Below are 15,108 nucleotides of genomic sequence, written 5' to 3' on the forward strand. Positions count from 1 at the left end.
CAGTTGGCGCATATGCAATCCTGAACGAAAGCCCGCTCCAGGTGGAACTCTCACTGCAGCTGCGTTGTCAAAGCCAGGTCGAACGTGACCGTCGGACTTAGTGAAACCCTTGTGACAGTAGGCATCACTAAGGTTTTATCGGTGCAAGTCGATAGTCATGAAGGGGGGGATTCCGTGAAGAATCGTGAACCTGAGCCGTTGTCAACCGTTGATGCTTCCAGCAGTTGTGGTAAGGGGGTTTCACCGTTACTATTCCGTCATTCCCCTTCGTAGCACCTGCTACATGGACAGACCCGCCAAGTGCGGGCTTCTTCGCTTCCCACTAAGGATGAGACATGGTGAACGACATGAACGCTAATGAGCGCCTGCGCAGCCTGCAGGCTAGCCTCGGTGACCGAGGCGTCGTGGACGTAAAATTCTTTTTCAGCAAGGACGGCGCAACTCCCACCAAGGTGGTGAGCGACGTTGTCAATGTGCTGGATGCAATGTTGAATGGCCGCACTTTGCCGTTCAACGGCGTTGGCGACTCTGTTCGCGGCGCTTAACCCTCAACGATGGACCACAAAAGGGCACCGGAAGGTGTCCTTTTGTTTATTCAAGGAACGTGACAGATGGTGTTTGAGGAAAGCGACATCCAGACGTGTTTGCGCAAGGCAGTAGAGATTCGCGATTTGTACGACCTCTATGTGCTAAACGGCAAGGCGCGGATGAAGTCCGTGGATGACTTGACTTGGGTGTGCGTCGAGTACTTGGAAAAGCGAATCACCATCGAGTATGCGGACATCCCCGTTGAAGGTAGTTCCATCAAGGCAGCCTTCTTGGCGCTTGACGATGGCTCTTACCGCATCGGCCTCCTCACTGGAATGTCAGAAGAAGAAGAGCGCTTTGTGCTCTGCAAGGAACTGTTCCACGTCATCTTTGATGAAGATTCCAGGCGCAGCCTAGACTTGGAGAGCCATCTGGAGGACTACACGACAAACATTGTTGTCGATGACGGTCGTCCGAACTGTGCTGCGGCTTGGGAAACGTTGGCCGAGATCGCTGCCACGGAGTTCCTGCTGCCCTTCGAAGTACGTGAGGCGCATTTGAATAGCGGCAATGCAGTTGACTTTGCGAAGCTCGCAACGCGCTATGGGCTGCCACGCCTTCACGTCGAAATTGCTTGCGGCACCGGAAATCTTAGCTACATTCGTAAGCATATGAAGGCTGCTGGACTGATCGACTAAGCCTTTAGCGGCTCCTCCTCGCAGAGTCCTTTTTTGCAATTCAGGTAACTTTCGTTAGGCAACGAGGCCGATCCAGCTTAAACGGAGTCTCCACGGCCGCAGCATTAGATTAGGTCTAATGTGCGGCCGATTCGTCCAGACCCCAGTATTCAAGCCTGATCAGCTCGGCCTGCCCGATCTGACCCCGGACTTGCTCGAGCTGCCGCCCAGCTACAACCTGGCGCCGACCCAGCGGGCATCGGTCATCATTGATCGCGGCACCGGCCGGCAGGTCACCCGGCTGGCCTGGGGACTCCTGCCCTTCTGGGCCAAGGCCAAGAGCCTGCAGGGCTCAACCATCAACGCCCGCATCGAGACAGTGGCCACGAAGCCGGCGTTCCGCACTGCCTTTAAGAAGCGCCGTTGCATCGTCCCGATGGCGGGCTACTACGAATGGTCGGTAAACCCCAAGGACGGCAAGAAAGATCCGTGGTTCATCCATGCGGCCGGGCCGCTGCTGGCAGCTGGTCTGTGGGAGGACACCAGTCCGCTCCTGGCCGATGGCAACCTCGGCACCTTCACCATCATCACCGGCGACAGCAGCGGCGTGTCGGCCGATATCCACGACCGCATGCCGGTATGGCTGCAGCCCGGGCAGGTAGACGACTGGATAGCCGCCGAGCCCGACGACGCCATGGCCATGCTACTAAATAGCGAGCCGCCAGCCATGCTGGCCTATCGGGTCAGCCGGGCGGTGAACTCACCGAGGAACAACGCGGCCGATCTAATTGCGCAGGCCTAGCCGGCGCCTACGTCAACCCCATCCAAGCTAGCAGTGCACCGCCGATCACGGCCGAGACAACACCACCAACGACGACTGCCCAAAATCCGCTGCCACCGCCTCGCTTGGATTGCTGCTCCCGCAGAATCCGAGTGCCTGAGCCAGATACAGTGCTATCGCCGCGAACCTCGAAGGGCGTTTTAAAGCCCTCTATCTCGCAGTCGATAAGCGTAATCTTGGAGTTTTCCACGTAGAACGCCGGCTTTTCTTCTTCTGAATTTGCCATGCGACGGCCAGTTGGTAGGTGGCCCAATTTACAGCATCTGGCTCGGTCCTTATGTAGCCAGCGCAGAAAGCTGAACAAACTGTCTCCCACTTCAGCTTAGCCGCCTTACACGGCCACCTGACTCAGTAGCGCGGCGCTGACGATGCCCATTTCTTCATTGGTCAGTACCCGGTCAAAGATCGCCGCATCCATGAACTTCGGTGCCAGCGCTGCATTTCCGCGCAGTGCGAACGCTGCCAGGGTGCCCGGGATCGCGTACGTAATCGAGCCCTCAACGATGTTGCTGCCGTTGGCGATCTTGGAGGAATTGCCCCCGGCCTGCAGCGCGTCGTCATCAAACGTGCCAACAGCAGCAATCCACGTGTTCAACGCAGTGGGCGCGCCGGACGAGAGCGTCGCACCTGCATTCCCGTAGGTGCAGATACGGTTATTCCCGTAGACAACGCCAATGCCGCAATTATTGCCGGCCGGGTTCGTGGTAGCCAGCATGTAGGATGCAGCAGCCGGGAAGGCAGCCAACTGGAACAGAACGGCAATGCTGCGCTTCTTGTTCGTGCCTTGGATACTGGCGATGGAAGCGGCGTTGCCTGCGCCAGCCGCACCGAAGTCCAGCGCGGGGCGGCCGCCTACCAGCGCCACTGAAACGGCACCACTGGTGACGGGAAGATCGTTACCCCTGCCCGTAACGTCCTTGACGGTGGTGATTGCACCCGGGCCGCCTTGGCCCGATGCGTGCCAGCGCGCGACAACGCCGGAGACACCCAGCCTCGGCAGCAAAAGACCGCCGGGCTGCGGATTTGCAATTACGCCGTTTGCGCGAATGATGGTGGTCATGCAAGGCCTCGGATCTGAAGTTCGTTGAAGATGATTCGAGCCGCAGCGTCACGGCCGCTCTGGTTGAAGTGCAGACTGTCGCTATAGATCAGAGCTGGCGGAATCCGCCCCTGTGCTACGGCAGCGATATCCGCCGCGGTCGGCGTAAGCCCCACAAGAGCCAAGCCCTCGTACATGAGGCGTCCTTGGAGATCGACATAGTCACGAGGTGCCGCAGCCTGGAGAGCGGCGTTAACCTCAGCAATCGCTGCGTAACCGGCCGAGCCCTCGGGCTCATCGTTTCTGGTGGTTACGCCACACACCAAGAATCTATCTCCCACCCTGCAATAGCGCTCAATGATTGAGAGCAGCGGGGCGACAGCAGTTGACTTCGGTGTGTTGTTCCGCCCGCCGAACAACACGTGGACATGATGGCCCTCGTAGGTCGGATCCGGCACGAAGGGCACGGGCGAACGGAGCGGGATTGCCGAACCAGCGCTTGTCCTGTTGATGGACAGGGTCCCAGAAGCGGTGTCATAGACCAGCCTGCAGCTGATGCCTCGCACCGTCCCGAGATAGACGCGACTCGGCTGCTGCGCGCTGCTGTATGACCCAGCAACATTCCAGCCGACCGACACCGGGCCGGTGTCTGCCGGCAGGGTCCCGCCGGGGAATACCAAGAGGGGAACTATCCCGCCAGCCCGTACCGCCATCTCCGATGCATGGCTGCCAGACCAAGCGAAGTTATCGAATGACTTCCCAAGCAGTCCAGTGAGGATGGTCGGAATGTTCGAGCCGCCACCGTAAGCGGACGACATCATCGAGTCGCCTTCCCCCACGTAAGCAATCTCAATGGACGGATCAACGTTGAGGTATCGCTGCATCAGTGCGAGCGCGAACGGCGTTGGACCACCGTCCACTGTGTTGACCTCGAGCCACGTTCGGCGGGGCGGCGAGGAGTCATCAGTTATGCGTACCAGCACTTCCGGGTCTACGTCGGCGGAATCGTCAGGCATCGACGGCACACGCTTCCGCAGCAGCCGAAGTGCGAAGTCGCTCGGCCCGCCGTCCAGGGATCGGGCCTGCAACCAGGTCCCGATCTGGTTTTGGTCACAGATCGCCACGAGCAGATCCTCAACGGCTTGCTCCGCGATTACCGCATTGAACGCAGCCCGGTCGAGCTTCAGGGGCAGGAGATCGGCGCGCAGGAATCTCCATGCAGCTCCCGTCCATCGATACTGCCCCGCGTTGGGAACCGAACCGCCGGTGACTGGATCGGTATGGCTTCCACCTTCACCAATAACCTGCCCGGTCATCCCTACGGGCTGGGAGGTATCCGCCTGCATCTGTGCCCACGATTCAAAGGTCTTAAGCCCATTGTCGGCAATGAAGCGCTCGAACGTGCCTTGATTGGAAGAAAGGAACGCGCTCATCAAGCTTTGGAATCCAGCCCAACTCGTGCGAGCAGTGCCCAATCGATCAACCCAGCTGGCCGCTCCGCCGTTGATGGCGCGATCAAGGTTCTCGGCGTTGTCGTAGAGGTCCTTCGCCGCAGTGGAAGGCAACGGATTTCGGGTGTTGAAGCTCATCCTAGTGATCCCTCATTAATTTCACGGCGCCGATGCGTCGTCGTATTGGTAAAAGGCAGGGTCGTACTGCAGAGCAGAAACCTCCACGGAGTTGTCGCTGCCAGGCGCAATCTCGGAGATAAGGGCGTCGTACCCAACCCTCGTGCTGTCGCAGAAGATGACCTCTGGCGCGTCGATAAACGGGTCATCCATGACCCACGTCCCGAACCCGTAGCCGCCCGGCAAGGCGTTCGCAGGGATCCGGAGCGTGTAGTCGTCGACCCGCGTCGGCGCCAGCACACCTGAGGCACTGCCATCTTGGAATCGGATCACGCACCGCGGGGCCGGTAGCGACCAATCCAGCCGCTCCCCGACCCGTATGGTGATCGTGCCCCCACTGATGCTGGCCGCCTCCATCACCGTGCTGGTGGTGCTGCTTCCTGGGATGTCATCGAACAGCTTGATTCGGTCCCCGTACTGGTAGCGCAGCGCCATCAACTCCGTGGTGCAGTTGTGGGTGAGCCGCTGGCCTTGGTGCTTCATCAGGCGCCGCATCCCGATACGGTACGCGCGGTCGCGGGTGCACACGCCGTCCAAGGTGAAGGATTCGACCTTTCTCGGTGTGTCGGCACCGGGAAGGCGGCATGCGACCGTCTCCGCCGACCAGGTGACCTCATCGACGTAGCTGACATCGACGCCGTCGAAGTCGTCAGGCCCGGGGGAGACGAAGGCCGTCGTAAGCTCCTGCGTCATCCGTTGCGGACTGATGGCACCTACCCAGCTCTTGATTCCCTCGCGACCCGCTGAGGCCCGACTGTCGGAGAGCAGGAAATACGCCATGCCGGCCTGCGCCACGAGCTTCAGCGTGTCCAGTGCGCTCTGCCCAGACTTCTCCGCGCTGTAGTCGAAGAACTCGCCACGTGGCGTCCAGTGGGTGTCCTCAAGGTGCTGCAGCGCCTCGCGGTCGATCTCGTCATCGCTGATGCCCAGAGACTTCAGCACATGCAGCATTGCGGCTCGGATCGTTCGAGGCGTGCCCTCGTCATATTCCCTGGTAGCGAGCACGTTGAACCGGCGGTCCGACTGTGCACCCAGCTTCGTGCCGGTGGTCACCGTCAGCCCGATGGTTGTCATGCCGTCGTAGACGGTGGGCCGCTGGGAGAGCCTTGATCGTAGACCTTGCCAGTAGCAGGCGTCACGCGCCTGGTTACCACCGCGCTCCGTCACTCGGCGCACCCGGACCTCGATCTGCGCGCCGGCTCCGAGAGTCACCCGCTCGCTAAATCCGAGCGCGTCATCGCTGGTGGCGGTGTATGTGTGCGAGCGCACGTTCCACGCTCCGCCCGATCCGTAAACCCGCCAGCCAACCCGAAGCGTCACAGTGAAGGTGCGACGCTTGCCCTTGTCCGTGTACCAGATCAAGCCCGCCGGGAAATTGAAGTCGTACTCAAAGGCGTCGGTGGTCTCCCCGTCGGGGCACACCAAGAACGGGCCGAGCCAGCTTTCCCCCTCCTGCAGGCCTGTCGCCGAATACTCTGCCGTCGTGCGCGCCACCCATCCTGGCCAGGTGGCATCGATGGCACCTGCCTCGGTGATTCGCTGCACAGTCAGCGTCAGGCCCGAGCGGGACGCGATTCGATACTCGCTGTTGCCCCGACCGATTGCCATGCTGACGGGTCCTGGCGGCAGCCCGCCGAACGCCGTGCCGGCTGCGCTGTTGTAGGCCAGCGTGACCCGCGGCGCCACGGCCGGCGTCCCTCCGTTCGTCGCGGTGCCAGACGTCGACGTCGGAGCAGATCCAAAAAGTGAAGCGGGCAGCGACCCGTGGGTAATCGAGCCGCCGGCGAAGGGGCTCCCCGCCTCCCCGACGGTCAGCACGCCGCCAACCTGCGTGGCCACCAGGCCGCTGCCCGAGAGCTGGTCGCTGATCGCCTGCAGCAGAACGCCTATGGTCAGATAATTGGCGTTGAGGTTCACCGGATAGGTGTCGCCGCGCCAAGTCACGCTGAACGCTGCTGGCGTGGTACTGAAATCGAAGGTCGCCACGCCAGCCGAACCCACAATGGTTGCCGCGCTTCCGCCAACGCCCGGCACCGCAGGGCTTCCGGCTGCATAGCTCGCCACGAACAGAGCATAGTCAGCTGCGTTGTAGGTCATCAGCACCGGCATGCCAACGTAAGGAGCGAGCTCGGCGACGGCCGGGCCGGATAGTGCGGAATAGAGCCCACTGTTTGCCGCGGTGAAGGTGCTGGCCGCCTTGATCGTCAGCACAGCGCCAACTACCCACCCCGGGGGCGGGGCGGTCGCCGGCCGCTCTTTTCCGTTCTCGTCGGTGACCGTAGCGTTGTTGAGCGAAACCACATTTCCGGAGACAGTGACGGAATCGGCGTTGATGCTGGTTTCAATGTCGGCCGTATCGCTGAGATCAAGGCCGGCCGAGCCGGATGCTGTCGCGCCTACTTCGGTCGAGTTGAACCAGTTCTCCGACCGCGCATCACCGCCAACGTTTGCTCCGGGCGGGTACACCGTCAGACTCACGTCGCTGCCGAAGGAAGCCACCGGTGTCGTGCCGATGCGCATCCCGCCGTAAGGGATGGTGTGCCGGCCGCGGCCGACGCAGACAAACATGCTGGTCTGGTAGCTGGTGCCGCCGACGAAGCGCGAAACCGGCTGCACGAGATAGTCCGGGTACACCCTGTAGCGGCCCAGGATCTCCCGGATCGGGTCCCCCAGCCGTGCGGTGTTGGCCCGGGCCTGATTGAGGTCGAAGGCAGTCCCTTGCTTGCTGCTGGAGTCCATGCCACGCATGGCAAGGAAGGAATATGCAGCGAACGCAACAGAAACAACCACAGCAATGATCGAGAGCGTGCCCGGATCGCGGGGAGTCGGGTAGATCCTCACGTCGCTGCCGGCAGCGATGGGCGTAACGGCCCACGCTCCGGCCTCTATTCGAGCACCATCAACATCCACCTCAATCGGCTGCACGCCCTCGCAGGGGTAGCCCTGAACGTTCTCCGCGAGCCATTGGCCAACAGTAGTAGCTCCGGTGGAGTGGCTCTCCAAGGGCTCACCTGGGAGGCGCGAAGGATAGATGCGAATCACCCGTAATACTCCACGCTGGTGTAGCGCCGCTCGAATCGCCCCAGCGGCAGCACGGTTACGTTATGGGCTTCGCTGCATTCCAGTGCGCATTGGCGACCATCAATGGTCACCAGCACGGCCACATGCGTGACCATGCTGCCCTCATAGCAGAACGCGACAGCTCCATCGGCCAGATCGCTGCCGGGACGCTCTGCCGCCGCCGCGACCGCCAGGTCGGGCAGCTCGACGCGGGTCGCGCCTGCGTACTCCGGCCACGGTTCAAGCCCGAGGTCGCGGCGCACCTCCTGAACCACCCCGTAGCAATCCAGCTCAGGAAACGCGCGGCCACCCGCCACCCAGACCACGTCCAGGTACTTGTCGATTTCAAAGTCGGTCATGAGAAGTAGCGCAGCCCTGGTTGCTTGCTCAGCGTGTAGCGCTCGCGCGGCCACGCCGTGTCGAGGATGTTCATGTAACCGGCGGTGATCTGCACCTCGGTGGCAGACCACTGGCCGGATTTGACCTTCAGCGTGTACGGCCTCTCAGCCGGCGCGGCCAGGTCCGTCGAGATGTACTTGCGATAGGTCACCCTGATCTCTTGCTTGTTCTTCAGGGCCTCGCGTATCGCAGCGCTCACGACGCCGTCGATGTTGGTCAAGGCAAAGTTCAAGTCCTGAGTGCCATCGGCGTTACGTGCCGGCACGGCCACGTCCATGCCGCACGCAGTGAAGGTGAGTGCCGCGCCAGCCTCGGTGACCACGGCGATATCCTCCCAGCCCCTCGTCAGAAGGTGCCGCACTGGGCCGATGTCGATCTGCAAGGTGTCGTGAATTACCGCGGCGCCACCAGACGCGTACAGCGTTGAGAGGACACTCATTACTTCGGCCACTCCCGGTTGGCGGTGAGATCGATGATTCCGGAGTTCAGCACCGCGTCGGGATACACCGTCGAGCCGTCCGCCAGCAGCGGTCGTTCAAACAGCTCGAGCGTGGCGCTGATCAACCACAGATTGCTTTCTGAAAGGGTTGGACCCTCGTAGATGTCCACGAACCTGCTCTTGTGGTAATCCATGCCCAGTGGCGTGCGAAGCCTGCAGAGGAACCAGGCCGCGCCATCCACCAGGTCCTCTTGAAACCATTTCTCAAACAGCGCAGCGTCTGCGTCGGGGAGCAACCAGCGCACCGCCACCTCGCTGGGCGTGCTGGTGTAGTTCCTGCGGGACAGCGCGCGGCCGCTCACGAAGGTGGAGCGCTTCAGCGGCGAGGCATGCTTGATCCCGTAGCCCTCTCGCAGCGCCTCCGGTAGCCAGTGGGGATAAGGCAGCACCGCCATCAGCCGACCCTCCTCTTGACGTTAAATCCGGCCTGTTGCCCCTTGGATACGTTGCCCCTTCCGCGCGCCAGGTCAGCGGCAACCCGCTCATAGGTCTGCTGCCCCCCACGCCGTACGGCACTTTCAATCAGTGCCAGGGTGCGGTCATCTGGGTTGCCGTTCACTTGGATGGTTGGGGCGTAGGTCACCGGCTCGCGGGCAGGGGCATCGCGGGCCACCCTGTCGAGCGTTGCATCGAGCTTGGCGCTGGTGGAGGCGGTGGTCACCCGCTCCCCCTTCTGCAACAGCCAGGTGCCCGTCTCCGGGACCTTGTCGATGCCGTCATGTGCCATACCAACGGCAGCGATGTTGGAGACGATGCCGGCGGTGGCTGCGGCCACCGAAGCAATCGCACCCAAATTTGCCGGCCACGGGTTTGCCGCTGCCATTGCCATGCCTTGCTGAATTGCGATCACCGACTGCGCGATGGCTGCAGCCTTCTGCACAACGAAGGCTGCCTTGTACAACACAGCCTGCTCGCCAAAGCTGGTCCGCATCACGTCGGTGATGCTCCCTAAAGCGGCCTGAGCGGCCGTGCTTGCGACCTGCCAGCGAGCCTCATCGAGCGCGTCCAGGCGAGCTTTGTGGTCAGCCTTTATCTTTTCCTCTTTCGCGTTCCACTCGGTCTCAAGATCGGAGCGCGCTTGCCGGTATACCTCTAGGGCGGCGAGCTGACTCTCATACCGCTTGTTCTGCTGCTCGACCGCCTTATCGATCTTGCCGAACTCGCCGGCCGCGCCACCATAAAGCGCGTCTGGGCCTTGGTAGTCCTGCCCAGACGGACCACCCACTTGGCTAATTGCCTTGGCCGCAATGGCGACAAACTCAGGGTCATTCGCTGCGCCAACCGCGGCAGCAGCTTGCAGGACTTTCAGTCTTTCACGCGCCAGATCCAGGCCATCCGAGTCCTTTCGATTCAGTTCGTCCTTCAGCTTCCCAAATGCCTCCGTCGCCTTGGCCGCAAGCTCATTTGCATCCCTGACACCGTTGAGCCGGTCGATCTCCACCGCCCACTGGCGCAGGGACTGTTGCTGCTGCGCGCTAAGACCCCGCAACGCACCTTCGGCAAGCTCGAAGTTGATCTGCTGCAGTTCCGTAGCCCGACCAGACTTGTCCGCGCTCTGGTCAAAGAGGGCGATCTGCCTCCTGTACTGAAGGCCTGATGCCTCATAGGCGCGCTGAAGCTGAAGCTGGGCAGCTTCACGCTTCTTGCTGGCATCGGCATCGGCGGCCGCAGCTGCGGCGGCGGCTCGGACAGCAGGATCCCCTGTCACGCCATCCGCGACGAAATCCGCCGCCGTCTTAGGCGAGCGCGCTGCGTTCTCTGCCATCTCACGCGAGAGCTTCAAGAGCTCCTGCGATTTGCGCAGCTCAACTCGCGCCTTAGAGATCGTGGCATTGAACAGCGTCGCACCGGCACCGGTGACGGGGTCATAGCCCACCTTGGGCTGCCCCCTGGCGTCCAACGACCGATCAAACTCGGCAATCATGCGCGCCTGGCGGGCGATCTGCTCCTCGATGCGGACAGGGTCGCCTATCTCAGCACCATTGACGCGAGCAGCAATTTCCTGGCCGATGAACCCCGCTACGTTCGCGGTCGTAGCAGCGAGCTGCGCCAACGCCCCGACGGCCTGAACCGCACCGGACACGAGATTATTGAACCCTTCGCGAACTTGAGGGTCGTTCAGCGTGCCAATCAGCGTGTTGACCGCCTCAGTGGCGCCAGCCAGGCTGCCATCGCTGCCCGTCGTCAGGTCGTTGAGTGTGTTCATGAGGGCGGAAAGCGCACCGCCGAACGTGTCACGTGCTGCCTGTGCCGCCCCGCCGTAGGACTCCTCAAGAATCTCGAGGATCATCACCTGGGCTTCGCCCTCTTTCCCAGCCTTGACCAGCTGGTCAATCGTCCCGCGCACCTCCTTGGTGAACGCGGCACCGAAGCCGGATTGAGCCAGTGCAGCAGCCGCCTTGCTGGGCGACTCCAGCGCGCGGCCAATCGTTTCCGCGGACTGGCTGACGCTGATACCAAGCCGAGCGGACTGGTCAATGACGGACTGCATTGCCCGCGGGATGTTCTGACCCAGGATGCCAGAGTAGGAAAGAAGGCGGGTCTGCGCCTCTACGATCTCGCCACCACTGAAGGTCGACTTCTGAGAGAGCGTATCGGCCATCTCAAGCAGCCGGTCGCGGGTGTAGCCCGCAGCACCGCCGGTGGATTTGATGATCGCATCGAGCTGCGCAACCTCCCGCTCAGCTGCGACGGTGTTGCGGGCGATCATTACCACGCCTGCCGCAATGGCGGTGCCCAGCGCCAGCCCTGCAAGCTTTGCCTCGCTTTCGACCTTCTTGCGCCAAGTCTCGGCCCGGCGCTCCGACTTGTCCAAGCCGGAGACGAATCCACCAACCTCGGCGATGACGTCGATGGTCAGCGTACCGAGCGAACGTCGTGACATTGGTTGTTATCCCCAGCTTGCGATGGCCTCGTCGAGGCTGATCGGCTTCTCGTCTTGGAAGCGAATGAAATCCGTGGTTTTGAATGGAGCGGTCGACTTGCCCCGCTTGCTGTTGGCAAACAGACTGGCCAATAGGCCGGTGTTCCAATCAGCGCGCGACATCGGATTCAGGCCTCCATGGCGCCTCCGATACGCGGTCCACAGCTGAACCTCGCGAGCGCTGAGGCATTCCATTGCCTCGGCGATGGTTGCGCCGCCGATGCCGTTCAGCACCAGCTCGCACCAGAACTCGTCGTCAGGTGTCAGCTCGTAGCTTTTCCCAGCTGGTTCACCTCGGCGATGACGCTCAGCAGCGCGACCGTCAGCGCACCGTCCAGTGCACCGCGTTGCTCGTTGGCAGTGCCGGTGATGTCCGCAACGGTGAACACCGGATTGCCGTCCGCGTCGCAGATCGACGCCGCAATGCGGCCGGCGACGCTGTCGATCCGGCCGCTCGCAGAGAGGACGTCAGAGATTGCGGACTGGAAGCCGAGCGGGCGCACAAAGACCGTAGCGGAAAGGTCCTCATCGCCCTGCCGCCACTGCACCTCGCGCTCTACCGGACGGCCAGTGAAAGCGCCGGCCTGGGCGAGCCCGGCGATGGACAAGCGAACCTGGCGCGCCGCTGACCGCACGTTCGGGTTGGGGGCCTTCCGGCGTCGCGGGCTGGCCGCACTCACGGCGCCACCCGCTTCTTCCACTCACCCGCGCCGCTACGCTGGATGCTCAGGGCGGTGGCCACCACCGTATTGCCCTGGAAGTCGAAGGGGAAGTCGGCGATGTAACCGCGGAAGGTGAACCACGTCCGGGTTTCGGGGAGCGTCAGCACGGATGCGCCGTTCGCCGCCGTCGGGGGGACCTCGAATCCATCGGACCAGCCGATTGCGAACTGCAGGTCGTCGTTGTCGTCTGCGTCCGCCAGTTCCTTCAGCAGCAGGTGGGTCACATTCTGCGGGTCGGCATTGATGGTGCCAGATCCCTGGCTGGGCGACTGCAGGCCCTTACGGTACTTCTTCGCCTTGCGCTCGGAGAGCGGCGTGACGTCGATCTGGTCGGCCGGGCTGCTCCCGGGATTGAAGTTGATGACGTCCTCGATCTCATGGACCTGGCCGGCATGGAGGAAGTAGATCTGCGTGCCCTGCGTCAGTGCGCTCATGGGGTTCTCCCTGGTAGAAACGAAAAACCCCGCAGGGCGGGGTCGAAAGGTGTATCCGGGGTTGAGTGGCAATCAGCGCATCAGGTGCCAATCAACGTCGAAGGAGTAGCGATACAACGAAGTTTCATCATCAATGGACGTCCCGCCCAGTCGAGTTATCACCCCGCCGCGCTCCAGCGCCTTGCGCAGCGCCATCACGGCCGTCTCAAGGGTCACCCGGTCATCCGCATAGATGTCGTGCTGGGTAGGCACGTAGTCGTGCGTAGGCCTGCCAGCGAGGTTGTTCCCTGGCACGCCGTCCAGCTCCTGCCAGACCGAGTACGGCAAACTTGGCTGTTTCGGAACCTTTCCGAAGGGGTAGACGCGGATAGGATCACTACCCAGTGCCGCAAGCACAGCAGGGCTGGCCTTGCACAGATTGAATACGGGCGGGAGCATCACTTCGTGTTCCGCTTGATGGCCCGGTTAAGGCCTTGGTTGAAGAAGCGCGCAAAGGTGTCGACGGCCTCTTGGCCGGCCTGTTCACCGACCGGCCGCAGAATGGGTTGCGCCGGCATCTTGGAGGTGCCGAATTCCTTCATGCGCCAGTACCAGGTATCACCACCGGGGTTCCCGGAAGAACCAGGCGCGGCCATATCGGCGCCCGCACGGCCAGCGCGCCGGTTTGCCTTGGTGTCAGCGTACTTGCGAGCACCGCCCAGGACGCCAACGCGGAAGCCGAGCGTGCCGTTCGCCCTGTAGCTGCGGGCATCCCAGCGCACGTCGATGTTCTTCCATATCGCCTCTGCGGTCTCGTGGTCATCGATCCGGCGAGCGTTCGACCGGGCCTGCTCGCGCAGCACGATGGCCGCTCGGCGGAGTGCTGCTCGGCCGGTGCGATGAATGACGTCGGCCTTCAGTTGGGCCATCTTCCTCTTGACGTCATCCAGACCACTTACGTCGAACCTGATCCGGTCTGCCATCGTTTCACCCCCTCGCTGCAGGGAAGCGTCAGGTAATCCCGGCCGCTATCTGCATCTGGCAATACGCCCTGCACGTGCAGGAACTGATCGCGATGCACAAACCGGTGGCGGTCCGTGATTCCCTTCCGGTGCCGGATGGTCACCCTCACCGAGACCTCGCTACCTGACGCCTGCGCGGCAATGAGATCCTTGGCCGAGAGCGGCTCGATCTTTGCCCACACCTTGGTGACGTCGATGTAGCGCGCGACCATTTCACCTGTCTCGTCATCCTGCACGGTGGCAAGAACCTGAAGGACGGGGCGGTGCCGTAGCTCGCCGGCCCTCATCCTCTCGGCTTCCCGCTGAGATAGACCTGCGGTGGCGGCGCTGCTTCGACGCCCTCCGCTTCACACAAGGCCTCCAGCAACTGACTCACAACTTCGAGTTGGGCGGAACTGGTAGAGGCCAGCTTCTCAATCACGCCTGCCAGCCTATCCATTGCCGCCGCCTGCGCCAGCAGCGCCGCAGCAACAGCATCAGGATTTGACATCAGATACCTCGCGGGGATGCCAACTCATGGCGTGAGTCGGCGGTAGGGAAACACCAGGCGGTCGACGGTGGGATTGACCACGTGGATCGTCCCAGTAATACCCGCCTCGCGATTGGCGTAGAGGTCCGCAACCAGCAGGAGGATGGCTGCGCGCAGCGCCTGCGGGGCGGGGCCCGGGTCCGTTCTGAAGCGGACCGGCATCACGCCCGGCTGACTGATCGCGACCGCCGGCTCAATCGGCAGGCGCTCGGCAGCACTCGGCGTATCCCATTCGTATGTCGCAATGGCCAGGGCGTAGCCTGTCTGCCGCTCCACAACTTCGCGAGCGGAAGCAATGAAGCCAGAAAGCAGCAGGTCTTCTTCGTCGCCGTCCACCCGCAGATGCAGCTTCGCATCGTCCAGGGAGATTGGCTCCTGTTCGGCCGCTAACACCAGCCGCAACACGTCAGGCGCGTCCGGCGAGCGCCGCGGGGTGAGGATCCACCAAGCCTGCGGCCTTCAGGTCACTGACATGCGCCACGGGAACCTGTGTCACCTCGTTGATCTTGCCGAGGTGGCTGTCACAGAGCAGCAGGACGCTGACCTGATCGCCCTCCCCCTGAGCGGAAGCAGCCGGAGCGCTCTCGCTGGGGGTGTCGACCCCAGCGCTGGCTGCGGCATCCGTGGCCGACGCGGCGGCATCCTGGCTTTCACCGCCAGCGCTTACCTCTCCACCAGCCACTGCACCGGCACCCGATTCGTTGTCGGCACCATCTGCCTTCGCTGCCGCTTCCGAGCCGGCCGGCGCCTGGGCTGTCGCAGGGGTAGGCGAAGCTGCTGCAGCAGTTGCCTTGAGGACATCATTCTTCTTGGACATGTCACATCTCC

Annotated in this window: 20 protein-coding genes; 3 read left to right on the forward strand and 17 right to left on the reverse strand. The window is 62.4% G+C overall.

What is annotated here, in order from left to right; genetic code table 11:
- Window positions 1-335: 335 nt before the first annotated feature.
- The 3 genes from ACI2JH_RS13235 to ACI2JH_RS13245 all read left to right on the forward strand — a co-directional run bounded on the left by ACI2JH_RS13235 (window position 336) and on the right by ACI2JH_RS13245 (window position 2,007).
- Entirely contained in the window at window positions 336-545 is a 210-nt protein-coding gene (locus ACI2JH_RS13235) for a hypothetical protein (RefSeq protein ID WP_404736411.1), read from the forward strand.
- Between the two features lie 66 nt (window positions 546-611).
- Window positions 612-1,226, forward strand: coding sequence for an ImmA/IrrE family metallo-endopeptidase (locus ACI2JH_RS13240; protein ID WP_404736412.1), 615 nt, complete (start codon window positions 612-614; stop codon window positions 1,224-1,226).
- Window positions 1,227-1,344: 118 nt separating this feature from the next.
- Window positions 1,345-2,007, forward strand: a complete 663-nt coding sequence (locus ACI2JH_RS13245; RefSeq protein WP_404736413.1) for an SOS response-associated peptidase — start codon at window positions 1,345-1,347, stop codon at window positions 2,005-2,007.
- A 7-nt stretch (window positions 2,008-2,014) separates the two neighbouring features.
- On the opposite strand, the gene ACI2JH_RS13250 is transcribed toward ACI2JH_RS13245, so the two are convergent.
- From ACI2JH_RS13250 to ACI2JH_RS13330, 17 genes are all read right to left on the reverse strand, one after another.
- Complete coding sequence (locus ACI2JH_RS13250; RefSeq protein ID WP_404736414.1) at window positions 2,015-2,272, reverse strand: hypothetical protein; 258 nt, start codon at window positions 2,270-2,272, stop codon at window positions 2,015-2,017.
- A gap of 105 nt (window positions 2,273-2,377) precedes the next feature.
- Complete coding sequence (locus ACI2JH_RS13255; protein WP_404736415.1) at window positions 2,378-3,106, reverse strand: hypothetical protein; 729 nt, start codon at window positions 3,104-3,106, stop codon at window positions 2,378-2,380.
- On the reverse strand, window positions 3,103-4,674 hold the full coding sequence (locus ACI2JH_RS13260; RefSeq protein ID WP_404736416.1) for a hypothetical protein: 1,572 nt from the start codon (window positions 4,672-4,674) through the stop codon (window positions 3,103-3,105). The genes ACI2JH_RS13255 and ACI2JH_RS13260 overlap by 4 nt, the downstream gene beginning before the upstream one ends.
- Window positions 4,675-4,695: 21 nt before the next feature.
- On the reverse strand, window positions 4,696-7,716 hold the full coding sequence (locus tag ACI2JH_RS13265; RefSeq protein ID WP_404736417.1) for a host specificity factor TipJ family phage tail protein: 3,021 nt from the start codon (window positions 7,714-7,716) through the stop codon (window positions 4,696-4,698).
- Window positions 7,717-7,751: 35 nt separating this feature from the next.
- Window positions 7,752-8,132, reverse strand: a complete 381-nt coding sequence (locus ACI2JH_RS13270) for a hypothetical protein (protein WP_404736418.1) — start codon at window positions 8,130-8,132, stop codon at window positions 7,752-7,754.
- Entirely contained in the window at window positions 8,129-8,611 is a 483-nt protein-coding gene (locus ACI2JH_RS13275) for a DUF1833 family protein (RefSeq protein ID WP_404736419.1), read from the reverse strand. Before ACI2JH_RS13275 ends, ACI2JH_RS13270 begins: the two co-directional genes overlap by 4 nt.
- Window positions 8,611-9,066, reverse strand: coding sequence for a hypothetical protein (locus tag ACI2JH_RS13280; protein ID WP_404736420.1), 456 nt, complete (start codon window positions 9,064-9,066; stop codon window positions 8,611-8,613). The genes ACI2JH_RS13275 and ACI2JH_RS13280 overlap by 1 nt, the downstream gene beginning before the upstream one ends.
- Window positions 9,066-11,555 (reverse strand): phage tail length tape measure family protein, encoded by a 2,490-nt coding sequence (locus tag ACI2JH_RS13285; protein WP_404736421.1) that lies wholly within the window; start codon window positions 11,553-11,555, stop codon window positions 9,066-9,068. The genes ACI2JH_RS13280 and ACI2JH_RS13285 overlap by 1 nt, the downstream gene beginning before the upstream one ends.
- Before the next feature lie 6 nt (window positions 11,556-11,561).
- Window positions 11,562-11,828 carry a hypothetical protein gene (locus tag ACI2JH_RS13290; protein ID WP_404736422.1) on the reverse strand — a complete coding sequence of 89 codons (267 nt, stop codon included), beginning with the start codon at window positions 11,826-11,828 and terminating at the stop codon, window positions 11,562-11,564.
- Between the two features lie 29 nt (window positions 11,829-11,857).
- On the reverse strand, window positions 11,858-12,202 hold the full coding sequence (locus ACI2JH_RS13295; RefSeq protein ID WP_404736423.1) for a phage tail assembly chaperone family protein, TAC: 345 nt from the start codon (window positions 12,200-12,202) through the stop codon (window positions 11,858-11,860).
- Between the two features lie 68 nt (window positions 12,203-12,270).
- The gene (locus ACI2JH_RS13300; protein ID WP_404736424.1) at window positions 12,271-12,750 is read right to left on the reverse strand and encodes a phage tail tube protein; all 480 of its coding nucleotides are present in this window, start codon (window positions 12,748-12,750) and stop codon (window positions 12,271-12,273) included.
- A 72-nt stretch (window positions 12,751-12,822) separates the two neighbouring features.
- Entirely contained in the window at window positions 12,823-13,188 is a 366-nt protein-coding gene (locus ACI2JH_RS13305; RefSeq protein ID WP_404736425.1) for a DUF3168 domain-containing protein, read from the reverse strand.
- Window positions 13,188-13,712, reverse strand: a complete 525-nt coding sequence (locus ACI2JH_RS13310; RefSeq protein WP_404736426.1) for an HK97-gp10 family putative phage morphogenesis protein — start codon at window positions 13,710-13,712, stop codon at window positions 13,188-13,190. The genes ACI2JH_RS13305 and ACI2JH_RS13310 overlap by 1 nt, the downstream gene beginning before the upstream one ends.
- Window positions 13,685-14,038, reverse strand: coding sequence for a phage head closure protein (locus ACI2JH_RS13315; RefSeq protein WP_404736427.1), 354 nt, complete (start codon window positions 14,036-14,038; stop codon window positions 13,685-13,687). The genes ACI2JH_RS13310 and ACI2JH_RS13315 overlap by 28 nt, the downstream gene beginning before the upstream one ends.
- The gene (locus ACI2JH_RS13320; protein WP_404736428.1) at window positions 14,035-14,241 is read right to left on the reverse strand and encodes a hypothetical protein; all 207 of its coding nucleotides are present in this window, start codon (window positions 14,239-14,241) and stop codon (window positions 14,035-14,037) included. Before ACI2JH_RS13320 ends, ACI2JH_RS13315 begins: the two co-directional genes overlap by 4 nt.
- 24 nt (window positions 14,242-14,265) lie before the next feature.
- Window positions 14,266-14,685: a head-tail connector protein gene (locus tag ACI2JH_RS13325; protein WP_404736429.1), complete on the reverse strand. Its 420-nt coding sequence runs from the start codon at window positions 14,683-14,685 to the stop codon at window positions 14,266-14,268.
- A 1-nt stretch (window position 14,686) separates the two neighbouring features.
- On the reverse strand, window positions 14,687-15,097 hold the full coding sequence (locus ACI2JH_RS13330) for a hypothetical protein (RefSeq protein ID WP_404736430.1): 411 nt from the start codon (window positions 15,095-15,097) through the stop codon (window positions 14,687-14,689).
- Between the last annotated feature and the right edge of the window lie 11 nt (window positions 15,098-15,108).

This window comes from Stenotrophomonas sp. NPDC078853, assembly GCF_044901215.1.
Taxonomy (GTDB): Bacteria; Pseudomonadota; Gammaproteobacteria; order Xanthomonadales; family Xanthomonadaceae; genus Stenotrophomonas; species Stenotrophomonas lacuserhaii.

Bases quoted from the DNA above. Each gene is read 5' to 3' on its own strand.
- ACI2JH_RS13235 (WP_404736411.1), top strand. From the start codon at position 336: ATGGTGAACGACATGAACGCTAATGAGCGCCTGCGCAGCCTGCAGGCT.
- ACI2JH_RS13240 (WP_404736412.1), top strand. From the start codon at position 612: ATGGTGTTTGAGGAAAGCGACATCCAGACGTGTTTGCGCAAGGCAGTA.
- ACI2JH_RS13245 (WP_404736413.1), top strand. From the start codon at position 1,345: ATGTGCGGCCGATTCGTCCAGACCCCAGTATTCAAGCCTGATCAGCTC.
- ACI2JH_RS13250 (WP_404736414.1), bottom strand. From the start codon at position 2,272: ATGGCAAATTCAGAAGAAGAAAAGCCGGCGTTCTACGTGGAAAACTCC.
- ACI2JH_RS13255 (WP_404736415.1), bottom strand. From the start codon at position 3,106: ATGACCACCATCATTCGCGCAAACGGCGTAATTGCAAATCCGCAGCCC.
- ACI2JH_RS13260 (WP_404736416.1), bottom strand. From the start codon at position 4,674: ATGAGCTTCAACACCCGAAATCCGTTGCCTTCCACTGCGGCGAAGGAC.
- ACI2JH_RS13270 (WP_404736418.1), bottom strand. From the start codon at position 8,132: ATGACCGACTTTGAAATCGACAAGTACCTGGACGTGGTCTGGGTGGCG.
- ACI2JH_RS13275 (WP_404736419.1), bottom strand. From the start codon at position 8,611: ATGAGTGTCCTCTCAACGCTGTACGCGTCTGGTGGCGCCGCGGTAATT.
- ACI2JH_RS13280 (WP_404736420.1), bottom strand. From the start codon at position 9,066: ATGGCGGTGCTGCCTTATCCCCACTGGCTACCGGAGGCGCTGCGAGAG.
- ACI2JH_RS13285 (WP_404736421.1), bottom strand. From the start codon at position 11,555: ATGTCACGACGTTCGCTCGGTACGCTGACCATCGACGTCATCGCCGAG.
- ACI2JH_RS13300 (WP_404736424.1), bottom strand. From the start codon at position 12,750: ATGAGCGCACTGACGCAGGGCACGCAGATCTACTTCCTCCATGCCGGC.
- ACI2JH_RS13305 (WP_404736425.1), bottom strand. From the start codon at position 13,188: ATGCTCCCGCCCGTATTCAATCTGTGCAAGGCCAGCCCTGCTGTGCTT.
- ACI2JH_RS13310 (WP_404736426.1), bottom strand. From the start codon at position 13,712: ATGGCAGACCGGATCAGGTTCGACGTAAGTGGTCTGGATGACGTCAAG.
- ACI2JH_RS13315 (WP_404736427.1), bottom strand. From the start codon at position 14,038: ATGAGGGCCGGCGAGCTACGGCACCGCCCCGTCCTTCAGGTTCTTGCC.
- ACI2JH_RS13320 (WP_404736428.1), bottom strand. From the start codon at position 14,241: ATGTCAAATCCTGATGCTGTTGCTGCGGCGCTGCTGGCGCAGGCGGCG.
- ACI2JH_RS13330 (WP_404736430.1), bottom strand. From the start codon at position 15,097: ATGTCCAAGAAGAATGATGTCCTCAAGGCAACTGCTGCAGCAGCTTCG.